The 25,170-nt window shown below is 67.7% G+C and carries 21 protein-coding genes; 9 read left to right on the forward strand and 12 right to left on the reverse strand.

Annotated features, from left to right (window positions below; translation table 11 throughout):
* Positions 1–437: 437 nt before the first annotated feature.
* The 8 genes from recC to ACFU4Z_RS16230 all read left to right on the forward strand — a co-directional run bounded on the left by recC (position 438) and on the right by ACFU4Z_RS16230 (position 12,095).
* A complete protein-coding gene (gene recC, locus ACFU4Z_RS16195) occupies positions 438–3,782 on the forward strand; it encodes an exodeoxyribonuclease V subunit gamma (RefSeq protein WP_379063560.1) in 3,345 nt (1,114 codons plus the stop codon).
* A gap of 220 nt (positions 3,783–4,002) precedes the next feature.
* Positions 4,003–7,419, forward strand: a complete 3,417-nt coding sequence (locus ACFU4Z_RS16200; protein WP_379064276.1) for a UvrD-helicase domain-containing protein — start codon at positions 4,003–4,005, stop codon at positions 7,417–7,419.
* Between the two features lie 172 nt (positions 7,420–7,591).
* Positions 7,592–7,885: a hypothetical protein gene (locus ACFU4Z_RS16205; RefSeq protein WP_379063562.1), complete on the forward strand. Its 294-nt coding sequence runs from the start codon at positions 7,592–7,594 to the stop codon at positions 7,883–7,885.
* Positions 7,882–9,795: an exodeoxyribonuclease V subunit alpha gene (recD, locus tag ACFU4Z_RS16210; RefSeq protein WP_379063564.1), complete on the forward strand. Its 1,914-nt coding sequence runs from the start codon at positions 7,882–7,884 to the stop codon at positions 9,793–9,795. Before ACFU4Z_RS16205 ends, recD begins: the two co-directional genes overlap by 4 nt.
* A gap of 73 nt (positions 9,796–9,868) precedes the next feature.
* Positions 9,869–10,348 carry an RNA polymerase sigma factor gene (locus ACFU4Z_RS16215; RefSeq protein ID WP_379063566.1) on the forward strand — a complete coding sequence of 160 codons (480 nt, stop codon included), beginning with the start codon at positions 9,869–9,871 and terminating at the stop codon, positions 10,346–10,348.
* Positions 10,348–10,959: a methylated-DNA--[protein]-cysteine S-methyltransferase gene (locus tag ACFU4Z_RS16220; RefSeq protein WP_379064278.1), complete on the forward strand. Its 612-nt coding sequence runs from the start codon at positions 10,348–10,350 to the stop codon at positions 10,957–10,959. The genes ACFU4Z_RS16215 and ACFU4Z_RS16220 overlap by 1 nt, the downstream gene beginning before the upstream one ends.
* A gap of 105 nt (positions 10,960–11,064) precedes the next feature.
* Positions 11,065–11,793: a 2OG-Fe(II) oxygenase gene (locus ACFU4Z_RS16225; RefSeq protein ID WP_379063568.1), complete on the forward strand. Its 729-nt coding sequence runs from the start codon at positions 11,065–11,067 to the stop codon at positions 11,791–11,793.
* Between the two features lie 14 nt (positions 11,794–11,807).
* Positions 11,808–12,095: an Ada metal-binding domain-containing protein gene (locus ACFU4Z_RS16230; protein WP_379063570.1), complete on the forward strand. Its 288-nt coding sequence runs from the start codon at positions 11,808–11,810 to the stop codon at positions 12,093–12,095.
* On the opposite strand, the gene ACFU4Z_RS16235 is transcribed toward ACFU4Z_RS16230, so the two are convergent.
* On the reverse strand, positions 12,081–13,274 hold the full coding sequence (locus tag ACFU4Z_RS16235) for an MFS transporter (RefSeq protein ID WP_379063572.1): 1,194 nt from the start codon (positions 13,272–13,274) through the stop codon (positions 12,081–12,083). The genes ACFU4Z_RS16230 and ACFU4Z_RS16235 overlap by 15 nt on opposite strands.
* Before the next feature lie 80 nt (positions 13,275–13,354).
* On the opposite strand from ACFU4Z_RS16235, the gene ACFU4Z_RS16240 reads away from it, so the two are divergent.
* Positions 13,355–14,110 (forward strand): AraC family transcriptional regulator, encoded by a 756-nt coding sequence (locus tag ACFU4Z_RS16240; protein ID WP_379063574.1) that lies wholly within the window; start codon positions 13,355–13,357, stop codon positions 14,108–14,110.
* Between the two features lie 26 nt (positions 14,111–14,136).
* Here the strand turns inward: ACFU4Z_RS16240 and ACFU4Z_RS16245 are convergent, their stop codons facing one another.
* The 11 genes from ACFU4Z_RS16245 to ACFU4Z_RS16295 all read right to left on the reverse strand — a co-directional run bounded on the left by ACFU4Z_RS16245 (position 14,137) and on the right by ACFU4Z_RS16295 (position 25,051).
* On the reverse strand, positions 14,137–14,631 hold the full coding sequence (locus tag ACFU4Z_RS16245) for a GNAT family N-acetyltransferase (RefSeq protein ID WP_379063576.1): 495 nt from the start codon (positions 14,629–14,631) through the stop codon (positions 14,137–14,139).
* Between the two features lie 232 nt (positions 14,632–14,863).
* Positions 14,864–15,373: a GNAT family N-acetyltransferase gene (locus ACFU4Z_RS16250; protein ID WP_379063578.1), complete on the reverse strand. Its 510-nt coding sequence runs from the start codon at positions 15,371–15,373 to the stop codon at positions 14,864–14,866.
* Between the two features lie 64 nt (positions 15,374–15,437).
* Positions 15,438–16,019 (reverse strand): DUF3558 domain-containing protein, encoded by a 582-nt coding sequence (locus tag ACFU4Z_RS16255; protein ID WP_379063580.1) that lies wholly within the window; start codon positions 16,017–16,019, stop codon positions 15,438–15,440.
* Positions 16,016–16,405 (reverse strand): hypothetical protein, encoded by a 390-nt coding sequence (locus ACFU4Z_RS16260; protein ID WP_379063582.1) that lies wholly within the window; start codon positions 16,403–16,405, stop codon positions 16,016–16,018. The genes ACFU4Z_RS16255 and ACFU4Z_RS16260 overlap by 4 nt, the downstream gene beginning before the upstream one ends.
* A 344-nt stretch (positions 16,406–16,749) precedes the next feature.
* The gene (locus ACFU4Z_RS16265) at positions 16,750–18,876 is read right to left on the reverse strand and encodes an MMPL family transporter (RefSeq protein ID WP_379063584.1); all 2,127 of its coding nucleotides are present in this window, start codon (positions 18,874–18,876) and stop codon (positions 16,750–16,752) included.
* Positions 18,873–20,069 carry a peptide synthetase gene (locus ACFU4Z_RS16270; RefSeq protein WP_379063586.1) on the reverse strand — a complete coding sequence of 399 codons (1,197 nt, stop codon included), beginning with the start codon at positions 20,067–20,069 and terminating at the stop codon, positions 18,873–18,875. The genes ACFU4Z_RS16265 and ACFU4Z_RS16270 overlap by 4 nt, the downstream gene beginning before the upstream one ends.
* Positions 20,070–20,102: 33 nt before the next feature.
* Positions 20,103–21,146 (reverse strand): NAD-dependent epimerase/dehydratase family protein, encoded by a 1,044-nt coding sequence (locus ACFU4Z_RS16275; protein WP_379063588.1) that lies wholly within the window; start codon positions 21,144–21,146, stop codon positions 20,103–20,105.
* Positions 21,143–21,415: a hypothetical protein gene (locus tag ACFU4Z_RS16280; protein WP_379063590.1), complete on the reverse strand. Its 273-nt coding sequence runs from the start codon at positions 21,413–21,415 to the stop codon at positions 21,143–21,145. The genes ACFU4Z_RS16275 and ACFU4Z_RS16280 overlap by 4 nt, the downstream gene beginning before the upstream one ends.
* Entirely contained in the window at positions 21,412–23,076 is a 1,665-nt protein-coding gene (locus ACFU4Z_RS16285; protein WP_379064280.1) for a fatty acid CoA ligase family protein, read from the reverse strand. The genes ACFU4Z_RS16280 and ACFU4Z_RS16285 overlap by 4 nt, the downstream gene beginning before the upstream one ends.
* Before the next feature lie 2 nt (positions 23,077–23,078).
* Positions 23,079–23,993, reverse strand: coding sequence for a hypothetical protein (locus tag ACFU4Z_RS16290; protein ID WP_379063592.1), 915 nt, complete (start codon positions 23,991–23,993; stop codon positions 23,079–23,081).
* A gap of 8 nt (positions 23,994–24,001) precedes the next feature.
* A complete protein-coding gene (locus ACFU4Z_RS16295) occupies positions 24,002–25,051 on the reverse strand; it encodes a 3-oxoacyl-ACP synthase III family protein (RefSeq protein ID WP_379063594.1) in 1,050 nt (349 codons plus the stop codon).
* Between the last annotated feature and the right edge of the window lie 119 nt (positions 25,052–25,170).

The following is a 25,170-nucleotide window of genomic DNA, read 5'->3' on the forward strand; positions in this document are numbered from 1 at the left end:
TCAGCGGAAGGCCGCGCGCAATTCCTCGACGGTTCGTCCGTTGAGCCGGTAGCAGTGCGCGAATGCCTCGGAGTGACTATCGCGAGGCCAGGAGTGTAAGACGCAGGTGCGGCCATATGAGCGCGAGTTGACCAGCTCCCATCTGTCTCCGACTCGGCGGACTGTGAACCCGCCTCTCGGAACAAGGGGAATCACCATCGCAACCATGAAACGCGAACCAGCCTTTCGTGCAGTCTCCCGTTCCTCCCCGGTTGAGCACTGTTGCACATCGAGGCACTCGATCCGAGGTGACACGACGAAGTAAATCGTTCGTGTGTGGCTTATTTCACTCTCGGGCCACTGGGGTGCCGAAATTGCGTGCCGATCGCTGGGCGTATAAACGTGCACGAAGCCCGAGGCGTTTCGACACCGAATCCGGACCCGACGAGAGGGCGTAGATGCCGCTGCACATCCACCGTGCCGAGCGCTCCGACGCCCTGGCGGATTCGCTGGCTGCGATGCTGGCCGCGCCGCTGCCCGATCCGTTCGCAGCGGAGGTGGTCGCGGTGCCCGCCAAAGGGGTGGAGCGCTGGCTGACACAACGGTTGTCGACGGTGCTCGGCGTCGGCGGATCGGCGCGGACCGACGGTGTCGCGGCGAATATCGCATTCCCGTCGCCTGCCGCCCTGGTCGCGGCGGCGCTTGCCGCGGCGAGCGGGGTGCGACCCGAGGACGATCCCTGGGCGTCCGAACGTGTGGTGTGGACGTTGCTGCGGGTGATCGACGCGTCGCTGTCCGAACCGTGGTCGGCGGTGCTCGCCCGGCACCTGGGTGCCGGCGATCCCGCCGGCGGCGACCATCGCGTGGGTCGCCGCTACGCCACCGCAGCGCATCTGGCCGCGCTGTTCGACAGTTACGCCGCGCAGCGCCCGGCGCTCATCACCGAGTGGGCGGCGGGCGCCGACACCGACGGCGCCGGAGAACCGGTGCCCGACGATCTGGTGTGGCAGCCGGCGCTGTGGCGTAGGTTGCGGGCCGAGGTCGGTGCGCCGAGCCCGGCCGAGCGTCTTGCGGCCGCGTGCGACCGGTTGCGTGCGCAGCCCGATCTGGTCGATCTTCCGGTCCGGCTGTCGCTGTTCGGCGTGACCAGGTTGCCGACCGATCAGCTCGCGGTTCTGTCGGCATTGGCCGCCGGGCGCGACATCCATGTGTGGCTGGCCCACCCCAGTCCGGCCATGTGGTCGCAACTGGCGGGGCGGCCCGTTGCCCTCGCCCGCGTCGACGATGTCGGCGCGACGGTCACTCGGCATCCGCTGCTGTCCGGGCTCGCACGCGACGTGCGTGAACTCCAGCAGCGGGTGGCCGGCGTCGTCGCCACCGATGTCCACCACCCGGAGGGCGCTGCACCACTGACGTTGCTTGGTGCGATGCAGGCCGGCGTTCGTGAGGATGTCTGGCCACCGACCTCGGGTCTCGGTGTCGCCGGTGACGGCAGCATTCAGGTACATGCGTGCCACGGCCCCGCACGTCAGGTGGAGGTGCTGCGGGAATGCCTGCTCGGAGTGTTCGCGTCCGATCCCACCTTGGAGCCGCGCGACGTATTGATCATGTGCCCCGAGGTCGAGGCGTATGCGCCGTTGGTTCGGGCCGCGTTCGGGCAGCGGACGTCGGGTTCGGGTGAGGTGGTTGCGGAATCGGCGCATCCTGCGCACCGGTTGCGGGTGCGGCTCGCCGATCGCGGGCGCGGGGTCACCAATCCGCTGCTCGCGGTGATCGGGGTGCTGCTCGAATTGGCCGACGGGCGGGTGACGGTGACTCAGGTGCTGGACTTGGCCGCGTCCGAAACCGTCCGGCGCCGTTGCGGATTCGACGACGATGATGTCGAGCGGTTGCGCGAGTGGGCGGCCGAGTCGGGAGCGCGGTGGGGGATCGGGCAGCGGCAGCGGCAGGCGTTCGGGCTTGCCGACTTCGCGCAGAACACTCTCAACAGCGCGGTGGACCGGATCCTGCTCGGCGTCACCGCGGACGAATCATCGGAGGACTGGCTGGATCTGGCGCTGCCGCTGGACGACGTGGACAGCAATGACGTCGATCTCGCCGGCCGGTTCGCGGAATTCATCGACCGGCTCGCCGTCTGTCTGCGCGACCTGCGCGGGCCTCGACCCGCGCACGAGTGGGCGGCGGTGCTGGGTCGCTGCCTCGACCTGCTCACCGATGTGCCCGACAGCCAGGCGTGGGTGCGCACGGAGGCGCGCCGCGAGCTGGCCGCCGCCACCGAGCATGCCGGCGGTGTGCCGCTGCGGCTGGCCGATATCGGGGTGCTGCTGGCCGGACGGCTCGCGGCCCGGCCGTCGCGCGCCAACTTCCGCACCGGCGAGCTGACGGTCTGCACGTTGGTGCCGATGCGGTCGGTGCCGCACCGCGTCGTGGTGCTGCTCGGCCTGGACGACGAGGTGTTCCCACGGACCAGCGGCGTCGATGGCGACGACGTGCTCGCCCGCAATCCACTACTCGGCGAACGGGATCCGCGCAGCGAAGATCGGCAGCTGCTGCTGGACGCGATCATGGCGGCGCGCGAGCGGTTGCTGGTGTTCCATACCGGCGCCGACCCGGTTACCGGCGCGCACCGGCCCCCCGCGATCCCGGTGGCCGAACTGCTCGACGCGATTCGGGCGCATGTCGGCGCCGACGGTATGTCGACGGTGGTGACCCGGCATCCACTGCAGGCCTTCGATCGTCGTAACTTCCTGGCGGAGAAGCCTTTCAGCTTCGACACGGTCGCCTTGGCCGGCGCGCGGGCCGCGGGCGGTGCCGCGCAGCCGCGCCCGGAGTTCCTCGTCGGACCGCTGCCTGCTGTCGAGCTCACCGATGTCGCACTCGCGGACCTGATTTCGTTCGTCGAACACCCGATTCGCGCGTTCCTGTGGCAGCGTCTCGGCCTGCGCGTGCCCGAGCACGACGAGGACATCGCCGATCGGCTGCCCATCGAACTCGACGGGCTCGCGAAATGGGAACTGGGCGAACGCCTGCTTGCCGCCCGGCTGACCGGCGCTGATCCGGCCGGTCTTCGTGCGGCGGAGTGGCGGCGCGGGACGCTGCCACCGTTCGGTTTCGGCGCCGCGGTTCTCGACGAGGTCGAGAACACCGTCGACAAACTGGTCCGCGCATCGCTGCCGGAATATCAGGGATCGGCACGCGCTGTCGACATCGCGATCGATCTCGGCAACGGCCGCAGGCTCACCGGGACGGTGCCGGAGGTGCGCGGCGAAACCCTGGTTCGTACCACGTTCTCCCGGCTCGCTCCGAAACACCGCATCGCCGCATGGGTGTCGCTGCTCGCACTGGCGGTCACCGAGGATCGCTCGTGGCGCGCGGTGACCACTGGTCGCGGCCAATTCGGCCGCCCCGCATGGCGTTCCGTGCTCACCGCCCCCGACCCGCCCGCCGCGCTGACGGTGCTGCGAGAACTGGTGAAACTGCGCGACGCCGGCCTCGCCGAACCCCTCCCGATCGCCCCGGGTGCCACCGCCGCCTACGCCGACCGCCGTTTGCGCGGCTCCACGGTCGACGAAGCCAGCGCCGCCGCCGAACGCGAATTCAACGGCGGCCCCAACGGTCCTGGCCCCTTCGGTGACCACACCGACCGCCACCTTCGCTACGTCTGGGGCCCTGCCCCCCGTCTCGAACATCTCACCGAAGCCCCCGCACCCCCCGGTGAACCCGGCGAAATCACCCGCTTCGGCGCCCTGGCCCGCCGCATGTGGGCGCCGCTGCTGGCCGCCGAAAGCCAGGGCCAGCCGTGACCGCCGGTCCTCGCTCCGCGCCGTGGGGCGGCATGGGTTCCGGAGTTGTCGGCGTGGCATGTCGGGAGAGCGGGGCCCGGCGGGTGACGATGGTGGCGAATCATCCCGGGTGGCAGGGCGGTGGCCGGGGATCAGATGCGCGGCCGGCGGGGTCGTTGTCGGACAGCGGAAGTGGGTGGTGGGCGTGACCGTTCAGGACACGGCGTTCGCCATCCCGGAGATGGCGGCGGCCGACCGGTTCGATCCGAATGGGCCGTTGCCTACCGGTACCACGGTGTTGGAGGCGAGTGCGGGGACCGGTAAGACGCACGCGATCGTCGGTCTCGCGGTGCGGTATGTGGCGGAGGCCGGGATCGATGTCTCGCAGCTGTTGCTGGTGACGTTCAGTCGGGCTGCGACGCAGGAGCTTCGGGAGCGCACGCGGGATCGGTTCGTGGCGGTTGCCGCGGCGCTGGCCGATCCGGAGCTGGCGCGGACGCATTCCGATGAGCTGATTCGCCTTGTTGCCCAGGCAGATTCGGGCGAGGTGGGTATCCGCCGCCGTCGATTGCTGACGGCGCTGTCGGATTTCGACGCGGGGACCATCGCCACAACACACAGCTTCTGCCAGCGCATGCTGGACGAGCTCGGATTGGCTGGTGAGCACGATCCCGGTTCCCGTCTGGTGGAGACCGTCGACGATCTGGTGGGGACCGTCGCCGACGATCTGTTCCTGAACCGGTACGCCCGCGCCGAGCCGCCGTTCTCCTTGAAGGAGGCGCACACGCTGGCATTGGCCGCCGTCCGTGATCGGCACGCGGTGCTCGTCCCGAAGGGCGACGGCGCAGCGGGGGAGCGGGTCGCCTTCGCGGCCGCTGTCCGCGCCGAGACCGAACGCCGAAAGCGCCTGGCCGGGCTGCGCGATTTCGACGACCTCCTGGTGCTGCTGCACGATGTGCTCGCCGACCCGGCGCACGGTCCACGCGCTTGCCGCCGCATTCGCGAGCGCTATCGGGTCGCCCTCGTCGACGAGTTCCAGGACACCGACCCGCTGCAGTGGGACATCCTGCGGCTCGCCTTCCACGGTCACTCGACCCTGGTTCTGGTCGGCGACCCCAAACAGGCCATCTACGCCTTCCGCGGTGCCGAGGTGCTCAGCTATCTCGACGCCGTCCAACACGCGGACACCCGCAAAGAACTCACCACCAACTGGCGCAGCGACGCGGGCCTACTGGCGGCTCTCGATCACCTGCACGGCGGAGCGGCGTTGGGCCACAAGGAAATCGCCGTCCATCCCGTGGCCGCCACCCGATCGTGGTCCCGGCTGTCCGGCCCCGGAGACCTCATCACCCCGCTGCGTCTGCGCTGCTTGCCCCGCACCGGTGCTGGGCCGCTGAACAAGTCCGGATTTCCTGCCGTCGGCCGCATGCGCGCCAAGGTCGCCGAAGACTTGGCGGCCGATATCGTCGGGCTGCTGGAATCGGGCGTCCTCGTCGAAGTGAAGGCCGAACCACCAGCCGCGGCCACCGCGCGCGGCCCGAGGGCCAGGGTCGAACCGAGCGCCGACGCCGGTATCACCTCGGGCGGCGCGGTCGACGCTCCAGGCGTGATGCACAGGCCGATCGGGCCAGGCGACATTGCGGTGCTGGTGCGCACCAGGTCTCAGATCGATGTGGTGCGGGCGGCTCTGGACCGAGTGGGAGTCGCTTCCGTTCTCACCGGCGGCACCAGTGTGTTCGCGACGAGCAGCGCCACCGATTGGCTCTGGCTGCTGCGTGCGCTCGAACAGCCGCACCGGTCCGATCGGGTGCGGTTGGCTGCGTGCACACCCCTGCTGGGGATTACCGCTGTCGAAATCGACAGCGGCGGAGCCGATCTGGTGGGTCGGATCAGTTCGCAGCTGCGTGAGTCTGCTCGGCTGTTCGCGCGGGCCGGTTTCGCGGCGGTGTTCGAGAAGCTTTCCGCCGAAGCGAATCTGGCACAGCGACTGCTGACGATCGAGAACGGTGAGCGGCAGCTGACCGATCTGCGGCACATCGCGCAATTGCTCGATCAGGTGGCGTTGACCGAAGGTCTCGGGTTGACGGCGCTGACCCGCTGGCTTGCCGACCGGGTGCGCGATCCCGCGTCCGGGTCGGTGGCCGACCGCAGCCGCAGGCTCGATCGGGATGCGGCGGCCGTGCAGATCGCCACCGTGCATGCGAGCAAGGGCCTCGAATTCCCCATCGTCTATCTGCCGTTCGCGTGGGACAACGCGAAGAACCCCTATCCGGCGACCCTGCTGTATCACGACGACCACGGTGCCCGCGTGCTGGATGTCGGCGGCCAGGACGCCGCCGGGTATGCCGAACGCAAGCTGCGCAGTGAGACCGAGGAAGCGGGTGAGGAACTGCGCCTACTGTATGTCGCCCTCACCCGGGCGATGTGCCAGATCGTCACCTGGTGGGCTCCGGCGATCACCACGGCGGCTTCGCCGCTGCACCGGATGATCCTCGGCCGCCCCGACGGCGGCGACATTGTTCCCGGCCGCGCCGCCGTGCCTGCGGATGCTGCTGCGGTACAACTGCTTTCGGCATGGGGTGCGGGTTCGGCCGCGGCGATTTCGGTGACGGGTGTCGAAGGATCCGACGCCGTCGAGGTCCGGCGGGTGCGCAGCGAATCCGCGACCGGAGCGCTCGCCGCCGCGCAGTTCTCCCGCATCATGGATCAGCAATGGCGGCGCACCTCGTACTCGGCATTGACCGCGGGCGCCCATGATGCGGCTGTCGCCGAGTCCGAACCCGAGGACGAGCGAGGTCCGGCCGACGAACCGAGCGCACCGGTGCCGGAGGAGACCGAGCCGCCGGTAGCGGGGGTCGCGTCGCTGATGAACGCCCTGCCCTACGGCGCGGAGTTCGGCACCCTCGTGCACGGCGTACTCGAGCTGATCGATACAGACACGGCTGATCTGTCCACCGAGGTGCACACACGCTGCCGCGCGGCGACCGAGGAATTGATGGCAGAGGCGGATCCGGGAATCCTGGGTACCGCATTGCTGGCGGTGCTGCGCACGCCACTCGGATTCGGCTGTCTCGCCGACATCTCCGGACGAGACAAGCTGAACGAGCTCGAATTCGAGCTCCCTTTGTCCGGCGGCGACACCCCCGGCGCGCACGCGGCCACACTGGGTCGCATCGCCGACCTGCTGCGCCAGCACCTGCCGTCCGATGACGATTTCGTCTCCTACGCAGACCAATTGGCGGCCCTGGACGACATCCCGCTGCGCGGCTACCTCACCGGCAGCATCGACGCGGTGCTGCGCGTCACCGAATCGCCCGGCGCCGAGCCGCGATTCGTCATCGTCGACTACAAAACCAACCGCCTCGGCACCGGCGACCTCACCGTCGACCATTACACCCACGACCGGATGGCCGCGGAAATGCTGCGCTCCCACTACCCCCTGCAGGCGCTGCTCTACTCGGCAGCCCTGCACCGCTACCTGCGTTGGCGCCTGCCCGCCTATGACCCGGTCCGCCATCTCGGCGGCGCGCGCTACCTCTTCGTCCGTGGCATGATCGGCCCCGAAACCCCCTCGGGCTGCGGCGTCTTCGACTGGAACCCCCCGACCGGACTGATCATCGCCCTCTCCGATCTCCTGGCCGGCGAGTCCGACCGATGAGGGCGACTACCGTCCATCACACACGAGGGGACTCGGCACACGCCGACTCGTGGGTGACAGGTCACAAGGAGCGGGACCGTTCGGCGTCTGCCCACCGGTCTCCTGCGCAAGTGGCTGTCCCGCGGGCGAAATCGCAGAGTGGGATGTTCCGCCATGGTAGGGCGGCGACAACATGATCACTGACCGCACCTTGGAACGTTCCCTCTCTCAACCGCCCTCTGGCCGATTCGAGGCAGGCACCGGAAGCATCGTCGACGCGGTCGGACTCGACACGGCCATCGAGGATGTCGAAGGCATCGGCATCGGGATTCAGCAGGCGCGCGGCAACTCGATCAGGGCAGGCGGGGTGATGATGCGTGCGGCTGTCGTACGGGCGCACGCGGATGTCTCGTGTACGGATTCGTCGGCGGTAATGCGCGCTGAGTGGGACCACCCGCTGATCTCGATCGGGAAGGCGAGGCGATGACATCGATTCAGTTGGCGCAGCGGGGAACCGGGTTGTTGCGGACTTTCAATGAGGCGGGGGTGCTTTCGGCGGCCGACGTGCACGTGGCGCTGCGGTTGGGGCGGATGGGGCGGGAGTCGTCGGAGGAGGTGTTGTTCGCGGCGGCGCTCGCGGTGCGGGCGGTGCGGTCTGGGTCGGTATGTCTGGAGTTGCCTCGGATGCGGGAGATCGGCGTGGACGCCGATGAAGCCTGGGATGCCGGAGCGGGTGTCGATCCCGCGACGTTGCCGTGGCCGGAGATCGATGCGGTCGTCGCGGCGCTGCGGGTGAGTCCGCTGGTGTGCGGTGGCCCGTCGGGTCCGTTGCGGCCCCTGCGGCTTGTCGAGGCGCAGCGGCGCGGCGATGTGGGTCCGCTGCTGTACCTGGACCGGTATTACCAGCAGGAGCAGACCATTCGGCGGGTGCTCACCGAGCGTTCGAGCGATCACCCGGTTGTCGATCCGACCATCGTGCGACGTGAGCTGGACCGACTGTTCGACCCGTCGGCCGGTGCGGCCCTGGACCGGCAGCGGTTGGCCGCCGCGCTCGCCGCGACGCACTGGACCACCGTGGTCGCGGGCGGGCCCGGCACCGGCAAGACCCACACCATCGCCAGGATCCTGGCGCTGCTCGACGCACACCAGCGGGCGAATCCGAAACTGCCCGCGCTCCGGATCGCGATGGCAGCACCTACCGGCAAAGCGGCTGCGCGCCTGCAGGAAGCGGTGCGCGAGCAGGCCGGCGCGCTCGACCTGCCGGAACTGACCGCCGCCACCCTGCACCGGCTGCTCGGCTGGCAGCGCGGCCGCACCACCAAGTTCCGGTATCACGAATTCAATCGGCTGCCCTACGACGTGATCGTGGTCGACGAGACCTCCATGGTGTCGCTGACGATGATGAGCAGACTGCTTGCGGCCCTGCGCCCGGACACCCGCCTGGTGCTGGTGGGCGACCCGGATCAGCTCGCCTCGGTCGACGCGGGCGCTGTCCTCGCCGACTTGGTGGCCGGACCCGTTGTCGGCGAACCGAATCCGGTACTGGACACGGTGCTCGGCGCGGATTCGCTGGAATCCGCTGCGGCCGAGGACAATCCGGAAGCGCTGACCAACCTGGAGCGAACCCGGCTGCAGGGCGGCATCGTCCGCCTGACCCGTGGCCGCCGCTTCGGCGGCAAGATCGCCGAACTCGCCGTCGCGATCCGCGCGGGCGACGCCGACACGGCGCTCGAGTTGCTGCGTGCGGGCGGCCGGGAACTCTCGCTGAGCGCACCCGACCACACGACGGCGGTCCGCGCCGATATCGTCCGGGCCGCACGAGAGGTGACCGCGGCCGCACTCGACGGTGACGCGGCGGGCGCACTGCAGGTCCTCGAATCCCACCGGCTGCTGTGCGCACACCGCCAAGGCCCGTTCGGTGTCGAACGGTGGGACCGCATGGCCGCCGAATGGGCGGCCGCGGGCGGCGCGGGACCCGACACCTATCTGGCTCCCTGGTATCCCGGGCAGCCGCTGCTGGTCACCGCCAACGACCACGAGGCTCGCATCTACAACGGCGACACCGGTGTGATCGTCCGCATGCCCGACGGTTCGCTGCGCGCGGCACTGCAACGCGGCAGTGAGCCCTACCTCGTGCACCCCACACAATTCCCTGCGGTGGTGACCGTCTTCGCCATGACGATCCACCGCAGCCAGGGCAGTCAGTACGACACGGTCTCGGTCGTGCTGCCCGAACCCGAATCCACCCTGCTGACCAGGGAACTGCTGTACACGGCCGTGACAAGGGCCCGCCGGCACGTCAGGATCATCGGCACCGACGACTCCATTCGCGCCGGTATCGCCCGCCGGGTGCTGCGCGCCAGCGGCCTCTCGCGCACCGCCGTGGTGCCCGCATGATCGGCCGCGCGCGCATCCGGGATCCCCTGACCTCGGAATCTCACGTTTTCCCACCGGCCGCCGTCTACCCAGTGTGAGTTTGCCTCCGTTCGAGGAAGTGGTGGCCGAATACGGCCCGATGGTGTTGCGCGTGTGCCGGGCGGTGCTCGGCCCGACCGACGCCGCCGACGCATGGTCGGAGACCTTCCTGTCGGCATTGCGTGCCTATCCCGACCTCGACCCGGAGACGAACATCGAGGCGTGGCTGGTCACGGTCGCGCATCGGCGCGCCATCGATGTCGGGCGAGCGCTGACCCGCGCGCCCGTCCCGGCCGACATACTGCCCGAGCGCTCGGCTCCCAACGCCGACCCGGCCGGTTACGACCCCGATCTGTGGGCCGCACTCGCGGCGCTGCCGACCAAGCAGCGCCAAGCGGTCGCCTACCACTACCTGGCAGGCCTGCCGCACGCCGAAATCGCCCAGCTGCTGGGCAATTCCACCGACGCAGCCCGCCGCGCCGCCGCGGACGGGCTGAAATCCTTACGCAAGCTCTACCCGAAGGATCGATCATGATGGCCACCATCGACCGCGGGGACCCCCTCTTCGACGGGCTGACCCCCGGCAGCGCCGACCTCCTGTCCGCCTTGCATCGTCGCCTGGCGGGCGAGGCGCAGTCCGCAGGCCTGCTCGACGTCGCCTACCGCACGCTCGACACACCTGTCGGCGCCCTGCTGCTCGCGGCCACCCCCGCAGGCCTGGTCCGCGTCGCCTATCCGAACGAGGACCACGACATCGTCCTCGCCACCCTCGCCGAGCGAGTCAGTCCACGAGTACTCGCCGCACCGGCGCGCCTCGACGCCGCGGCAAGGGAGATCGACGAGTACTTCACCGGCGCCCGAACCCACTTCGACCTCCCGCTCGACCTACAGCTCACCGGCGGCTTCCGTCGTCAGGTCATCGAGCACCTGCGAGACATCGGTTACGGCCGTCGTGAAAGCTACGCCGCCGTTGCCGCCGCAGTCGGGAACCCGCGCGCTGTCAGGGCCGTCGGCTCCGCCTGCGCGCACAATCCGCTCCCGGTGGTCATCCCGTGCCACCGCGTCGTGCGCAGCGACGGCACCATCGGTCAGTACGTCGGCGGCAGCGCAGCCAAGAACACCCTGCTCACCCTCGAAGCGGCATAGGCGTCGAGCGTCGGCATCAGCTATCTGTGCCAGTGCCGAGTTCGGTCGACCGGCGAAGGCCCGATGGACGGCGTGGGGGCGTCGTGCAGAACGAAGGAGAATTCAATGACTGCATCGAAAACCATTGCTGCGCTGTCCGGTCGGGTCGACGCGCAACAGTGGGCCGAGCTCACCGCCGAGATCGATGCGCAGGGCAGCGCGCAGACCGGACCATTGCTCACCCCCGGCGAATGCGCCGAGTTCGTATCCATGTGGGACGAGCGCGCCCGGTTCCGCGCCACCATCGACATGGCGCGCCATCGATTCGGCGAGGGCACCTACCGGTACTTCGCGCATCCGGTTCCAGAGCCGATCACCGCCTTGCGCGCGGCCTTCTACCGCAAACTTTTGCCCATTGCCCGAACCTGGGCGGCACGTCTGGGCGACCCCGCGCCGTGGCCGGACGACTTCGCCGACTGGCTGGACGTCTGCCACGCCGCAGGGCAGACCAGACCGACACCGATCCTGTTGCGCTACACCAGCGGTGACTGGAATGCCCTGCACCGCGACCTCTATGGCGATCTGGTGTTTCCGCTTCAGGTGGTGATCGGCCTCGACCGCCCGCGCGTGGACCACACCGGGGGCGAGTTCCTCCTCGTCGAGCAGCGACCGCGCGCCCAGTCGAAAGGCACTGTCACAGTGCTGGAACAGGGCCACGGCTTGATCTTCACCACCCGTGACCGCCCCACCCCGAGCGCCCGAGGATGGTCGAGAGCCCCCGTGCGCCACGGTGTCAGTCGCATCCGCACCGGTATCCGCCACACCCTCGGCCTAGTCCTGCATGACGCCGAATAGTCAAGTCTCATAACATGTCCCAGCGGATCTACACACTCATCGACGCCGACGGCCGCCCGTACCGCACGCCGGTACCTGGCCGGTTCGGCGGTCACCGCCGCAGCAAGATCTACGGCCATCTGGACTGTCCATCCGCTCTGCGCGCCCTCACCCGCGGCCATTACCACCCCCACCGCGTCTTCTTCGCCGACGAAGCCACCGCTATCGGCGCAGGCTACCGCCCCTGCGCCAGCTGCATGAAGGCGCGATACGCGGTCTGGAAAGCCGTCGAGCGCGGGGGTGGTAGATCAGTTCCGTACTGATCCGGCGGGCGCGGCAGGTTGCGGAAGGACAAATCCGAGGACGATGCCGGCGACAGGAAAGGCGCACAGGGTCGTCAACGCGGCTGCAAGGCCGTGCTTATCCGCGATGACGCCGAGGACGGGGACGAACAGTCCGCCCGCACTGACCGCGAGCCCGAGGGTGACCCCGGCGGCGGTTCCCGGGCGGGTCGGTAGGTAGTCCTGTCCGAGCTTGACCAGCACGGCAAAAGGAACATTGACGGTGATGCCCGCCAGCACCGCGAACAGAAGTCCGAGTTCGGCATTCGGAATCAGACGCAGCGCGGCGAGTGCGGGAAGTGCAGCCACACTGCCGATTCGGATGGTGTGCAGCACTCCGACACGGTCGGCGATGCGTCCACCGAGTAGCGTGCCCGCGACTCCGCCGCCGAGAAACGCGGCCAAGGCGGCGCCGCCGAGGGCGTGCGAGGAACCCAGGTGGTTGATCCAGTACAGCGCGATGAAGGTGTTCATCCCGGCATAGATGACCGACCGGACCAACTCGACCCCGGTGAGCAGAAAGAACGGCACCCACCGGTCGTGACCATCGATCCTGTGCTGGATAACGGTGTTTCGGGTTCGGCGCTGCTGATAGCGCCACAGCACGAACCCCATCAACACCGCGGGCGGAATGAAGAGCGCGGTGGCGCCGACACCGAGCGAGACCAGCGCGGGCGTCGCCAAGGCCGGCGCCAGGAAGAACCCGACGCTGCCGCCGGCCGCGAAGAAGCTCATCGCCATCGCGCTGTGCCCCGCGTCGCGGCGCGCGTCGCGCCCGGCCGCGGGATGGAATGCGGCCACACCGATCCCCGAAAGCAGGAGTAACGCCCACACCAGCGGATACCGGGGTGCGAGGCCGGCCAGTCCCGCACCGAGGCCCGCGGTCACGACGCCGGCAGGCGCAAGCCACAACATCCGCCGCCGATCGGCGAGCAGACCGAGAATCGGTTGCGGCAGAGCGCTTCCCAATGTCGCCGCGAGCGCAAGTCCGGCTGCCTGGACGTAGCTGTAGTCGCGTTCGAGTACGAAGAACGGGATGCTCGCAGGCACCAGTCCCTGGTAGAAGTCGTCGACCGCATGCGCGATCATCCAGTACCGCATCCGTTGCCACGCCGATTCCGCCGGCGCGGTGGTTGCGGCTTCGACAGGCGTATTCACCATCGCTGACCACCATTTCCCTTGTTGTCGATGGTCAGCGTAGGGAGCGGAGGGCTGGCTGGCTTCCGATAAAATGCCGATTTATGTCGATAATCCGCCATGACGATCGAACCACGGTGACACACGACCTCCCCGCCGGATCACGCATCGAGCGGCACCGGCACACCGAGCACCAAATCGTGTATCCGAGTGCCGGTGTGGCCGAGGTACGCACCGAGGCAGGCTGCTGGATCGCCCCCGCCGATCGGGCGATCTGGATTCCCGCCGGGTGCTGGCATGAGCATCACTTCTACGGGCCGACCCGATTCCACTGTGTCGGCTTCCCGTCCGACGAATCGGTGTGCTGGGCAACGCCTTCCGTACTGACAGCACTTCCGCTTGTCCGCGAACTCATTATCGCCTGTTCGACCCCCGACCAGCTGCCCGAGGCCGAGGCCGCACGGCTGCGGCAGGTCCTGCTCGATCAACTGCGCCGCAGCCCCGAACAACGACTCCGCTTGCCCGCCGCCTCCGATGTACGGCTCCGGAAAGCTTGCGCGCTGGTCGAAGACGACCTCTCCGTGGTGTGGTCACTGGCTGACTTGGGCGTCCGCGTCGGTGCGGGCGAACGAACCCTCACCCGGTTGTTCCGCACCGAGCTCGGCATGACCTACCCCCAATGGCGAACCCAACTGCGCTTGCATCGGGCGGTGCAACTACTCGCCGACGGCCTCGCCGTGACGGCGGTCGCCCATCGTTGCGGATGGGCGTCGACCAGTGCGTTCATCGATGTCTACCGCCGGATGCTCGGGCATACACCGGGGACCTATCACTCCGATCGAGACTCGAAACGGCGGTGAGGTCGCAGCTCGGATTCCACTGATGGTCAAGTGAGGTCGCAGACGCCGGTGACTGCGTCGCCATCGACGTGTACCCGAGCACGCAGTCCGGTGTCGATGAGTCGACGGGCCGCGATATTGCCCGGCGTCGTCGTCGCCGTGATTCGGCACGCGCCGGTCTCGGCGGCCAGCCTGCGTAGCCGCACGGTGACAATGGTGCCTATCCCGTGGCCGCGGTGCGATCGGCCGATCCAAATTCCTACCTCCAGGTCGTTCCCATGGGGTTCGAGCCGGGCAGCTCCGACCGCCTCGCCGTCGACCGTGATGACAAAGGTCCGTTCGCTCGGGCGGGTGGGATGCAGCGCGCGTCCGCGATGGAATTCGACGAACGCGTGCCTGCGCTGCACTGTCCATCCCGGCGGTCCGTCGACAGCCGTCATCACCTCTAGCGGGTCGGCATCAGCGACCGCCGCGTCGAGCAGCGAGCGCAGATTTTCCGCACTGAGCTCCTCGAGTGCGACAGCCGGCGGAAGTTCGTTCACAGTGTCGAGACTCCTTTGTTGCTCCGCAGGTAGTCAACAGGTTTACAACGACGCAAGCAGGACACGATGTGACCGCGGAATGCGCGGACGTTGTTGTGGAAGTCCGGTTCCGAGTCGACAGCCTGCTCAGTCGCGATGCGAGTTCGACGCCATGATCCCTGCGACCGGCTCTGGCTTCCGCCAGCGCCCGGCTGCCGCTGCTGGTCTGAGAACGCGGACCACGCAACGCGGGTCAGCGGAAGCGTAGGAGCATCGCCAGGCTGGTGGTGCCCGCTCGGTTGATGATCTCGGAGCCCGTCACCTCGACGAAGCCGAGGCGAGAGTAGAGGCGGCGGGCAGGGTTGTCGGCGCGGACGCTGAGGCTCATGGCGTCGTAGCGGGTGCGGGCATCGTCGAGGAGGCGCACCAGCAGCGCGGTGCCGAGGCCGGTGCCGCGCGTGGCGGGGCTGGTGGCGATGGCGAGCTCGGGGATGTCGTCGGCGACGTAGCCGTATCCGGCGTTCTCCTTGTCGAACAGGCGAATCCATGCGGCGCCTTGCAGTTGGTCGGCCGAAGCGCCGCCGACGATGCCGAGGTCGCCCTCGGCGCCCCACTTGTCGACGTAGCGGGCGAGTTCCGGCACCGCTCGCAGATCATCGGGAGAGGATGTGCCCTGTTCCGCGGCGTGCGAGGCCTCGTACAGCATGCCCCAGAGCAGCGGTTCGTCGTCGGTTTCCGCGGGGCGGAGAAACAGTGATGCCATGATCGACGACGATAGTTACCCCGGGACACAGCAAGCCATCGGGAACACGGATGCGCTGCCGCGATCAGCTTCCCGGCGGCAGGAAGGGGACCACCGCTTCCGCGATCTCGGTGGCGCCGGCGCAGGGGGAGAGTTTGCGGGGGTGCAGTCCGCGCGGGTCGTCCACCAAGATGTAGAGCGATCCGGTCTTCATGTCGACATTGATCGTGCAGCCGCCGGGCAGGTCGGGGAGGGCCTCGTAGCGTAGCGCTCTGCGGCCGGCGATGGTCAAATCTGTTGCGGTGGGGAATTGTTCACGAATCTGAGCGAGGGTGCCGTTGGTGGTCTGCACGCGGAATGTGTAGGCACTCTGCGCAACGAACAGGCAGCCCTTCCAGCGCACGTCGCCGGTGCTCTCCTGTCTGGTGGCAGGAGGACGCGCGTCCCATTGGTGGGATGCCAGGAACGACGGTGTCAGTGCGGTGCACGGATCGAAGGAGGTGCTCTGCGCCGATCCGTTCGTCGGCGAGCCGAGCGCGGCCGACGACGGTCTGGCGGTCATCGATGTTGCCGAAGGCCGTGGCTCGCCGCCGCACCCGCTGAGGACGGTAACCACGAGTGCGATCGCCGCGACACCGGCCGACCGGCTGCCGGCGCCGCGCCTCATCGGGTGATCTCACGCATCTGCCTGGCGAACTCGGCGTCGGTGCGCTCGAAGGCTTCGCGAATGGCGGTGAACAGGGACTGGATCTCGGTGGCGGCCGCGATGTAGTCCCCGAGGGTGTCGTAGGCGTTGTTGGGCCCGCCGAATGCCTTCTCCCGAAATAGCCGCACCAGCTCGATCGCCGACCACAGCCGAGGGTTGTCCTCGCCGAGGCCCCAATACTCGCGCTCGCCGAGTGCGCGCGCGTCGTTCTGGGCCGAGGACAGGTCGAGGATCAGGTCTCGACAGGCCATGTCGATGTCGAGGAACGCTTGCGGCGCCATGCGCACCTTCAGCGCCCCCGACTTCGCGTCCTCGATGTACGCACCGAACGGACTGTCAGCAGCCACGGCGTTCGCCCCTTCCACTAGCTCCGTCTGATCAATAAGACGCACCTGATCGCGAGCCGGTTCCATCGAAGCACAGAAATCACCGGCTCGAGTGGCGCAAAACAGACAAGTGGCGCCTGCGGTCGACCGCCGAATTCGCTCTCGGCGGAACCACTTACCGGTTCCTCGGTGCACGGTTGCCGTGGGCGACTGCACCGTGTGTCCCGATCCGCATGCTCGTGAGCTGGTCGTCGAGCTGCCAACAGTGCTGGGGATTCGCCCGATTCGCGGTGCGCGGCCCGGCATGTGAGCATCTCGCTCAGGTGCGCGCCGCGCTGGTGTGACCGGGTGTTGGCGAGTGGCCATCAGGACAGGGTCGCCGCGGGACGCTCGACATGTTCGGTGACCATGGTGCTCGGTCGAGGTGGTCCGCCCGCACCGGGCATCCACCAATTCGCGCGACCCATCAGCTTGACCAGCGCCGGGACCAGCAGCATCCGGACCAGGGTCGCGTCCACGATCAGCGCGATGATCATGCCGAGCCCGAGGAAGCGCATCGGTGTCAGCGGTGAGAGGGTGAACGCGCCGGTGACGAGGATGAGCAAGGTGGCGGCCGCGGTGATCACCCTGGCGGTCTTGACCGTGCCGATGCGAACAGCAGCGGCGGTGTCGGCGCCCGCGTGGTGTGCCTCCACCATGCGGGAGAGCAGGAAAACCTCGTAGTCGGTGGACAATCCGAAGACCACGGCGATGATCAGCACCAGCATGCCTGCCGCGAGCGGGCCCGGACTGATGCCCAGCACGCCGGAGAGGTTGCCGTCGTAGAAGATCCAGGTGAGCACGCCGAATGTTGCGGCGAGGCTGAGAAATGCCATGGCGACCGCCTTGAGCGGCAGCACGATCGAACGGAACGCGGCCGACAGCAGCAGCACCGTGGCGGCCACCATGATCAGGATCATCCACGGCATCCTTGCCACGATCGAATCCACGCTGTCGACGGTCGCGGCGGTATCACCACCGACGCGAAGCGTGGTCGCCGCTGGGGGATTCAGATTCCGTATGGCTTCGACGGTCGCGGTGGCGGCTTCGCTGCGATCGGCGGCGGAGAGGAAGGCGTGCAGGACGACGAAGTCGTCGGCGCGCCCGACCTGGAATACCTGACCGACACCGTCCACCGCGCGGATGTCATGGGTGGCCGCATCAACCGCCGCCGCGTTCGGCGGAATTCCGTCCTGACCGCGCAGCACTGCGGTGACGCCACTGCTCGCCGCCGGGAACTCTGCGGTGAGTTCGTCTACCACACTGCGCATTTCATTGTCAGGAGGAAGGGCACGCTGATCGATGTCGCCGAGCCGGACTCCCGTCAACGGCGCCGCGAGCACCAGCAGCACGGCGCCGACGGCGACCGCGACAAGGCCGGGTCGTCGCAGCACGCCGTCCACCACGCGACCCCAGAACTGTTCGGTCCGCGGCTTGGGTGTGGTCTGCCCGATCCGAGCGCCGAACAACGCCAGCATCGCGGGCAGCACCGTGAGCGATAAGCCCGCGGCGAGTGTGACAGCCGCGATGGCGCCGAATCCGAGCGACCGCAGCACCGCCTGGGGATAAAGGAAGGTCCCTGCGAAAGCGCAGATCAGCAACAGGGCGGAGAAGGTGACCGTGCGACCGGCTGTGGCGCAGGTCCGTTCGATCGCCGCGGCGATGGTGTGTCCCTCGGCGACTTCCTCACGGAACCGGGTCACCATGAAAAGTCCGTAGTCGATCGCCATGCCGAGCCCGAGCAGCGACGCGATATTGACCGCGAACGTACTGACCTCGGTGACCTCGCTGAGCACACGAATCGCGCCCATCGAGCCGAGTACTGCCAGCAGCCCGACGGCCACCGGAAGCGATGCGGCCACCGCGCCACCGAAAAGCAGAACAAGGATCAGTAGCGTGATCGGCAGCGAAATAGATTCCGCCACCACCAGATCGCGCTGTGACTGGCCGTTGATTTCGGTCGCCAGCGCGCTGTAGCCCGACAGTTGGGTGCGGATGCCGGGAACCTGCAGTCCCGCTTCGATATCCGGGTAGGCGTGGACGCGCCGGGTTTCGTCGCCCGCGGTGAACACCACGGCCAGCGCCTTCCTGCCGTCGGCGGAGCGCAGGAACCCTTTGCGCGGTGGCACGCTGTTCCAGTAGGACTGGATCGGGCGCTCCAGCAGCGCCGGATCGATCCGGCCGAGCGCCTCCTGGATGCGCGGGCCGATGTCGTCGAGGGTCTGGCCGTCCGGTGCGGTGTAGAGCGCGACGACGTCGGGGTTCTGCGGTCCGAAATGTTCCCGAACCACCTGATCGACCAGCGCAGATTCGCTGGTCGGGTCGGTGAATCCGCCCGCGCTGACCTGATCGGCCGCACCCGTGCCGAGCACGCCGAACAGCAGCATCACCCCGACGACGACGGCGAGCACCGCGCGTGGGCGCGCGATGATCAAGCGAGCCGAGGTGATCACAGCTTTTCCCTGACCGGCAGCTCGTGCTCGAGCCGGGCGACGATGTGGTCGAGCAGTGCCTCGAGCCGGGCCTCGACGCCGACGCCGTTGCGGCACGACACCGACAGTTCGGTCTTGCCGCCGCACTCGACGAGACCGAACAGCAAGGGCATCGCGACGCTGTGCTGCGGTACCACTCGAATGGTTGTCGGGCGAAAGCCCGGCGGCGCGAGGGCGTCGAGGTCGAAGGTGCCGACATGAGAGACGATGGCGGAGGCCAGATTTCGGCCGTACCGGGAACCGAGCCAGTTCGTGGTGCGCAGGATCGCCCGGCCGAGGAGGTCCGGAATTCGCACCAGACCGCTGTTTTCCATCTGGTTCAATTCGCGCCGTTGCGCAAGCCCGGTCTTGATCTGTGCCTTGGCCACGGTCCAGTCCTGGCCGGGTTCGAGCTCCACGAACAGCGGCAGCGCCAGGTTCGCGGTGGAGCACAGTTGCGGATCGTGCCTGCGCAGATCGACCGGCATCATGATTCGGGAGGTGCCCTCGGTCTGTTCCGCCAGGATGGCCGAGAGGCGCGCGACGCCACCCGGCCCGGTCGCGTCGATCGTCCGGTGTCGCAGTAGATGTCGCGGTCGGCCCGGCTCCTGACGGCCGCTGCCGACCGCGCTCCGATACTTCGGCAGTGGCAGTGTCGCCTTGCCCGGCGGCGTCCCGATCCGGGCTACCAGCTGGTAGTCGGCGACGGGGTCCGGCATTGCGTCTGCCGTCTCGCCTCGCAGTACTTTGAGCACGCTGGTCATCCAGAGCACCATGCCCATGCCGTCCATGACCCCGTGGAAGGCGCGGAATAACAGTGTGACCGGTTCGGCCGTCAGCAACACCACCTCGGCCGTCGCCTCGGGAGACGGCCCGATCGGGCTGGTGAGCACGTGATCGGTTTCGAGGTCGGGGTACCGAACGGTATGGCCGTCCACGACCCGCACCGCCGGAGCGATGCCGCTGTCGACCCACTCGCCGCCCTCGTGCCGTAACCGCGCGCCGGGGCATGCTTCCGACGCCACGGCCACGGCCTGTCGCAGGGCTTCTCGGTCGATGGTCCCTTCTCCGTGGATCATCGCCTGCATGAGGAACGGCGGCGCCAATTGCCGCATCGGGAAGTACATCCGCTCGGTGGGGGAGATCGGCCGGCGGAAGACGTTGTCGTTGCCCATGATTGCCTCCATTGACGACAAAAGATCGCGACGCTATCGCAATGTCCTGGTGAGTTCGACGACCCCACCGTGAGTTTCGAGCCAGGCGAGGAACCCGGTGAGTCCGGTGTCGCGATCGACGATCGGCCGATAGCCGAAATCGCGCGCGGCCGCGCCGGTGTCGTAGGTCGCCGAGCGGGTCATCAACGCGACGGCGTAGCGCGACAACGGCGGCGACCACCGGGTCGCGACCGCCGGAATGCGCCAGACGGTCTCGATCAGGTTGACCACGGCCGCGAGCACGCGCGGGTTCGGTCGCCGCGCGGGTGGCGGATAGCCGAGGTCCGTCGCGACGGAACCGAGGAACTCCCACACATTGGTCTTCTCGGCGTCGGCGATGAAGTACGGCTTGCCGCCCACCGCATCCGACTCGGCGGCCTTGATGCAGGCATCGACGATATTGTCGACGTGACACAGCGAGGCGAATACAGCGCGGCCATACGAGAGATCGGGTAGTTTGCCGACCGCGGTACGGCTCAGCAGCCGCACGATCGGACCCGACCGGTCACCTGCTCCCCAGATCGCTCGCGGGCGCAGCGCGCATGTGCGGAAACCAGGTGTGTCGGCAGCCAATACCGCGCGTTCGGCCGCGGCCTTCGTCTCCGAATACAGGTTCAGATAGCGCCCGGGATAGGGCAACGACTCGTCGACATCGATCAGGTCGCCGCCGTGGTAGTCCATCATCGCGCTCGGGCTGGAGATGAACACGAACCGCGAGGCTCCGCCGCGCCGCGCCGAATCGAGCAGCCGCTCGGTGGCCCGAACGTTCTCGTCCCAGAACTGGTCCCGGGTGCCGCGTTCGTCGACCCGTGCGGCACTGTGGAACACGACGTCGACGCCGCTGGTCGCTCGGATCAGCGAGGCCTGGTCGCCCAGGTCGCCGACGATCACCTCCACCTTGCCGCGAGCCGCGCCGAGGTCGGCCAGATTGCTGGTGCGTCGCGCCAGAATCGCCACATCGTGCGCACCGTCCTCGACCAGCCTGCGTACCAGCGCACCGCCGAGAAATCCGGACGCGCCGGTAACCAATACTTTCATCGCGTCACCTCCTGTGTCGCCCACCAGGTCATTCCGAAGATCTGAGTCAGTACGGCGGTCTCCACTGCGGACCGCCCCGAACCCTTTGCCGCTCGCAGCGCCGCCGGAATCTGTGCCGCGTGCACCACGACACTGAGAAACAGATCGAGCCACCATGCGGCCCGCAGCAGCCGGTTGCGTGGTGCGCTGTCGGTGGCCGCCGCCACGACGCCCGCGGCGAGATACAGCCAGCCGAGCACCGGAATCGAGCGCAATATCACGGTTTTCATCGGATTCTCACCTTCTCGGCCGCCCAGGCAGCCAGCTGTTCGCGCCCGATCTTCGCGTTGTGGCGAATGTCGACCGGGAACCCAGGGTGCACCAGGAACTCGGCGATATCCCGGGTGAGTTCGGACTCCGTGGCCAACGCTCGCAACTTCGAGGCAACCGATGCCGCATCGGCGCCCGGCTTCGTTTCGACACACAGCACTGGTCGTTGCGTGCCGCGCTTCCCGACGCCGACCAGAGCTGTCCGGGCCACGCCCGCAACGGTGTTGAAGATCTGCTCGACCTGAACGGTGAACATCGGGCCGTTCGCGGTGACGACGCGTTGGCTCTTGCGTCCGCAGAACCAGATTCGCCCGTGGTCATCGATCCAGGCCAGATCCCCGGTGCGATGCCAGATCACGGCGCCGTCGACGATCTTGCCCGCGGCGTTGGCCGACTCCGGCCAGTAATAGTGCGTGCTGACATTCGGGCCCGAGACGACGAGTTCACCGATGCCTCGCGAGGTTTCGAGCTCACCGGCCAGCTCCTCGACCCGAGCCCAGGTCGGAAGCGGCGCATCGGTGATGGCGACCAATCGTGCGTTCACCCGATCGGCGGGCCTGCCGATGCAGGTGCCCGCACCGCGATGGGCGCGATCGACGAGGCCGTCGAACAGTTCCCTGGATTCGATGGTGGACATGGGCAGCGCCTCGGTGGACCCGTAGCCCGCGTAGACAAGGACGTCCTCGCGCAACACCTTCCGCAGCCCGGCAATGCACCAGTCGGGCACCGGAGCGCCGCCGGAATAGATGCTGCCCAAGGTCGGCAGCTCGACCGCGTGTTCCTCGAGATATCGCAGCAGCGGGATGAGCAGGGCCGGGGAGGCGAACATGGTCCGCACCCCGAACTTCGCGATCGCGTCGGCCACCTGGGCCGGATCGGTCGAACCGACCTTGCTCGGAATGAGTGGCGGTAGGACACAACGGGATCCGAGCAGCAGATCGAGAATGCCGACCAGCGGCAGGGTGATCAGTGAGGTGTCCGGTGGGATGTGGCCGCGTGCCGCGTCTACCTGCTCGATCATCGAGGCCAGGTTGCCGTGTGTGAGTTCGACCGCTTTGGCCGGACCCGTACTGCCGGTGGTGAATCCGATGACGAGCACATCGTCGGCAGCAGCGGGCGTGCGCGGCGGCGCGACCTCGGTGGGCCTGCGCTCCCAGTCCCGCAATGCCGGGCCGCCCCAGAACCAGCGCTTGCCGACAGTCAGGGTGGTGCGCACCCGCCGGAAGCTGCGCCGGAACAACACCCGCAATGCCTGGGCCTGCGGAATGCCGATGAACGCCTCGGCGTCGACCGCGCGCAGGCACCGCAACATCTTTCGCACACCCATGCCCGGATCGATGACCACCGGGACCGCGCCGAGCTTCAGCAGTCCGAACAGGATCGCGTACAGCTCGGGACTCGGTAGCACCAGCACGATGGTGCGGGTGCCGTGCGTGACGCCCGCCGCGGTCAGCTGTTCGGCGATCGCGTCGGACCAGTCGTCGAGCCCGCGGTAGGTGAGGTGCCGGTAGGCGGGCAAGCCGTCGGGATTCTGCCCGTCGGGGTAGATCACCGCTTCACGATCCGGTTCCGTGCGCGCAAACGCACGGAACCGGTCGATGGCTTCCCAATAGGTCGCCATTGTCACGCGGGCGCCCCCACGAGTGCGGGCAACCGGTACAGTGCCGCCGCCGCCGATGGGCCTGCGCCCGCCGCGACGAACAACAGGTAGGTATATCCGCGCAGCGTCTGCTCGGTGACGGCCTTGTCGTAGGCCATCGGTAGTGCCGCGGTATGCGGGTCGCCATCGGTGAGATCTGGTCTCCGCACGGAATCTACCGCGATACCGAGGTCCTCGGCGATCCGCAGCGGGAAGTTCGCGCTCGGCGTCGATGCGATGAGTGCGATGCCGGAGAGGTCGGCGAGCTCGGCCTCGGTCAGCGCGGACCGCGCGGCCTCCAGCGCCGTCTCGAGCAGTCGATCCTCGAAACCTTCCTCCCGCACAACCGTCATCAGGCCGCGGCCGACCAGGCCCATGGTCGCGGTGTCCACATAGGCTTCGACGGCCGGTGCGCCCGCACCGATGGCGGTGTGCACAGGGCCGAACCCCTCGGGCTCGTCGGTGTGCTCGAGCAGCAGCGCCGCGCCTGCGGTGGCGTAGGGGAATTCGTCGTCGGCGATCGACCTGGTCTGAGACGGATGGGTGTCGCCCGAGACGATCAGTACGTGTTCGGCGCTGCCGGTGTCCAGGATGGAGCTCGCCACCTGGACGGCGTTGAGCACACCGACGGCACCGTTCATCAGGTCGAAGGAGAACGTCCGCGGATCGTCTTTGCCGTATTCCAGGCCGATGCCCGCTGCCTTTTGGATCAGCGCGGAGACCGCTGGTTCCACGGTGTTGGAGTCACGGAAAATGCCGGCATTGATGAGCACGCCGACCTGATCGGGGCGAACCCCCACTCGCTCGAGGCTCTGCTTCGCCGCGCGACCGCTGTTCTCCACAATGCTGTGGGTGTCGGCGGCCCGGCTGATTCCGGTGGATTTGATGCGCACGGCCATGGTTGACCTCAGACCTTCAAGGAGGAGATGGTGGTGGACAGGAAGCCGGTCACGATGCCGGAGGCGGCGGGGAACATCAGCAGCTTCGTGCCCGCCGGGATGTTCTGCTCGCTCAGCTGGTCGTGCAGCACGATGAAATGTGAAGTGGTGGAAGTATTTCCGTACTTCTCGATGACCCGAAGATCCGGTGGCATCGGGTGCCCGAACTCGCGCTCGCAGATCGCGTTCATCCACGGAATCGCGGCAGCGCCGAACTGATGGTGGATGATGTAGTCGAAGTTCTCGTCGGCGAAGGTGCGGCCCTGGGATTCGAGGTAGTTGCGCTGGCTGTCGGTGCCGAGCAGGAACCGATCCTCGTTGTGCATCTTGCGGTTGTCGGTATACAGGGCGACACCCGCGCTCTTGTCGCTCGGCATGCCGAGGCACAGATGCGAGTATTCCGAGGCCGTCATCAGCTCGATGTAGTGGATCTTGTCGGCGTCGTCGACCGCCTGGTCCAGCACGATGGCGGCGCCGGAATCGCCGACCGAGAGCGAAGCGAACTGCAGATCGTATTTCTCGGAAATCTCGGCGACCGCGGTATCCGAGATAGGGGTAATCGCCTCGCCGCTCACCACTATGCCATTGCGGACGGCGCCGGAACGGATCATTCGATCGAGTATGTAGGTTCCGGTGAGCATTCCGGCGCAGGCATTCGAAACGTCGAAAGTTATTGCTTTCTTCGCGCCGATACGCTTGCCTATCGCCGAGGCGAACGACGGCTCCATGTACATGCGGGTGGCGTTCTTGCTCCGGGTGATCGACGTGGAGATGATGATGTCGATGTCCGCTGCAGCGTACTGTGACCTCGAAAGACAGTCCTCCACAGCATTGAGGGCAATGGTGAAGGAATCCTCATAGCTCTCCGGTCGAGTGTCATGCACGCGACGTTCTTTGACTCCCGTGATTTTTTCGAGATCGAACGAAGGTGGCTCCTTGAGCCGTGAGATCAGCTCCTTCGTTGTGACGACTTTCGAAGGGAGATACGCGCCGATGGATTCGAACCGAGAATGCGACACTTGCGCTCCTGGAAATCGTTGACAGATACGTTCCGGATCTTCTCTGATCTTCGGTGCTGCGGAACATTACCCGACGGTAACTACCAATGGGTATGCGCACTGTGTGCGAATCCTTCTGG

Source organism: Nocardia sp. NPDC057440 (assembly GCF_042802915.1).
Classification (GTDB): domain Bacteria; phylum Actinomycetota; class Actinomycetes; order Mycobacteriales; family Mycobacteriaceae; genus Nocardia.

Coding starts and splice junctions, on each gene's coding strand:
- ACFU4Z_RS16285 (WP_379064280.1), bottom strand. CDS start 23,076: ATGGCGACCTATTGGGAAGCCATCGACCGGTTCCGTGCGTTTGCGCGC.
- ACFU4Z_RS16290 (WP_379063592.1), bottom strand. CDS start 23,993: ATGGCCGTGCGCATCAAATCCACCGGAATCAGCCGGGCCGCCGACACC.
- ACFU4Z_RS16280 (WP_379063590.1), bottom strand. CDS start 21,415: ATGAAAACCGTGATATTGCGCTCGATTCCGGTGCTCGGCTGGCTGTAT.
- ACFU4Z_RS16275 (WP_379063588.1), bottom strand. CDS start 21,146: ATGAAAGTATTGGTTACCGGCGCGTCCGGATTTCTCGGCGGTGCGCTG.
- ACFU4Z_RS16225 (WP_379063568.1), top strand. CDS start 11,065: ATGACTGCATCGAAAACCATTGCTGCGCTGTCCGGTCGGGTCGACGCG.
- ACFU4Z_RS16240 (WP_379063574.1), top strand. CDS start 13,355: ATGTCGATAATCCGCCATGACGATCGAACCACGGTGACACACGACCTC.
- recD (WP_379063564.1), top strand. CDS start 7,882: ATGACATCGATTCAGTTGGCGCAGCGGGGAACCGGGTTGTTGCGGACT.
- ACFU4Z_RS16205 (WP_379063562.1), top strand. CDS start 7,592: ATGATCACTGACCGCACCTTGGAACGTTCCCTCTCTCAACCGCCCTCT.
- ACFU4Z_RS16255 (WP_379063580.1), bottom strand. CDS start 16,019: ATGAGGCGCGGCGCCGGCAGCCGGTCGGCCGGTGTCGCGGCGATCGCA.
- ACFU4Z_RS16235 (WP_379063572.1), bottom strand. CDS start 13,274: ATGGTGAATACGCCTGTCGAAGCCGCAACCACCGCGCCGGCGGAATCG.
- ACFU4Z_RS16270 (WP_379063586.1), bottom strand. CDS start 20,069: ATGGGCAACGACAACGTCTTCCGCCGGCCGATCTCCCCCACCGAGCGG.
- recC (WP_379063560.1), top strand. CDS start 438: ATGCCGCTGCACATCCACCGTGCCGAGCGCTCCGACGCCCTGGCGGAT.
- ACFU4Z_RS16250 (WP_379063578.1), bottom strand. CDS start 15,373: ATGGCATCACTGTTTCTCCGCCCCGCGGAAACCGACGACGAACCGCTG.
- ACFU4Z_RS16220 (WP_379064278.1), top strand. CDS start 10,348: ATGGCCACCATCGACCGCGGGGACCCCCTCTTCGACGGGCTGACCCCC.
- ACFU4Z_RS16200 (WP_379064276.1), top strand. CDS start 4,003: ATGGCGGCGGCCGACCGGTTCGATCCGAATGGGCCGTTGCCTACCGGT.
- ACFU4Z_RS16230 (WP_379063570.1), top strand. CDS start 11,808: ATGTCCCAGCGGATCTACACACTCATCGACGCCGACGGCCGCCCGTAC.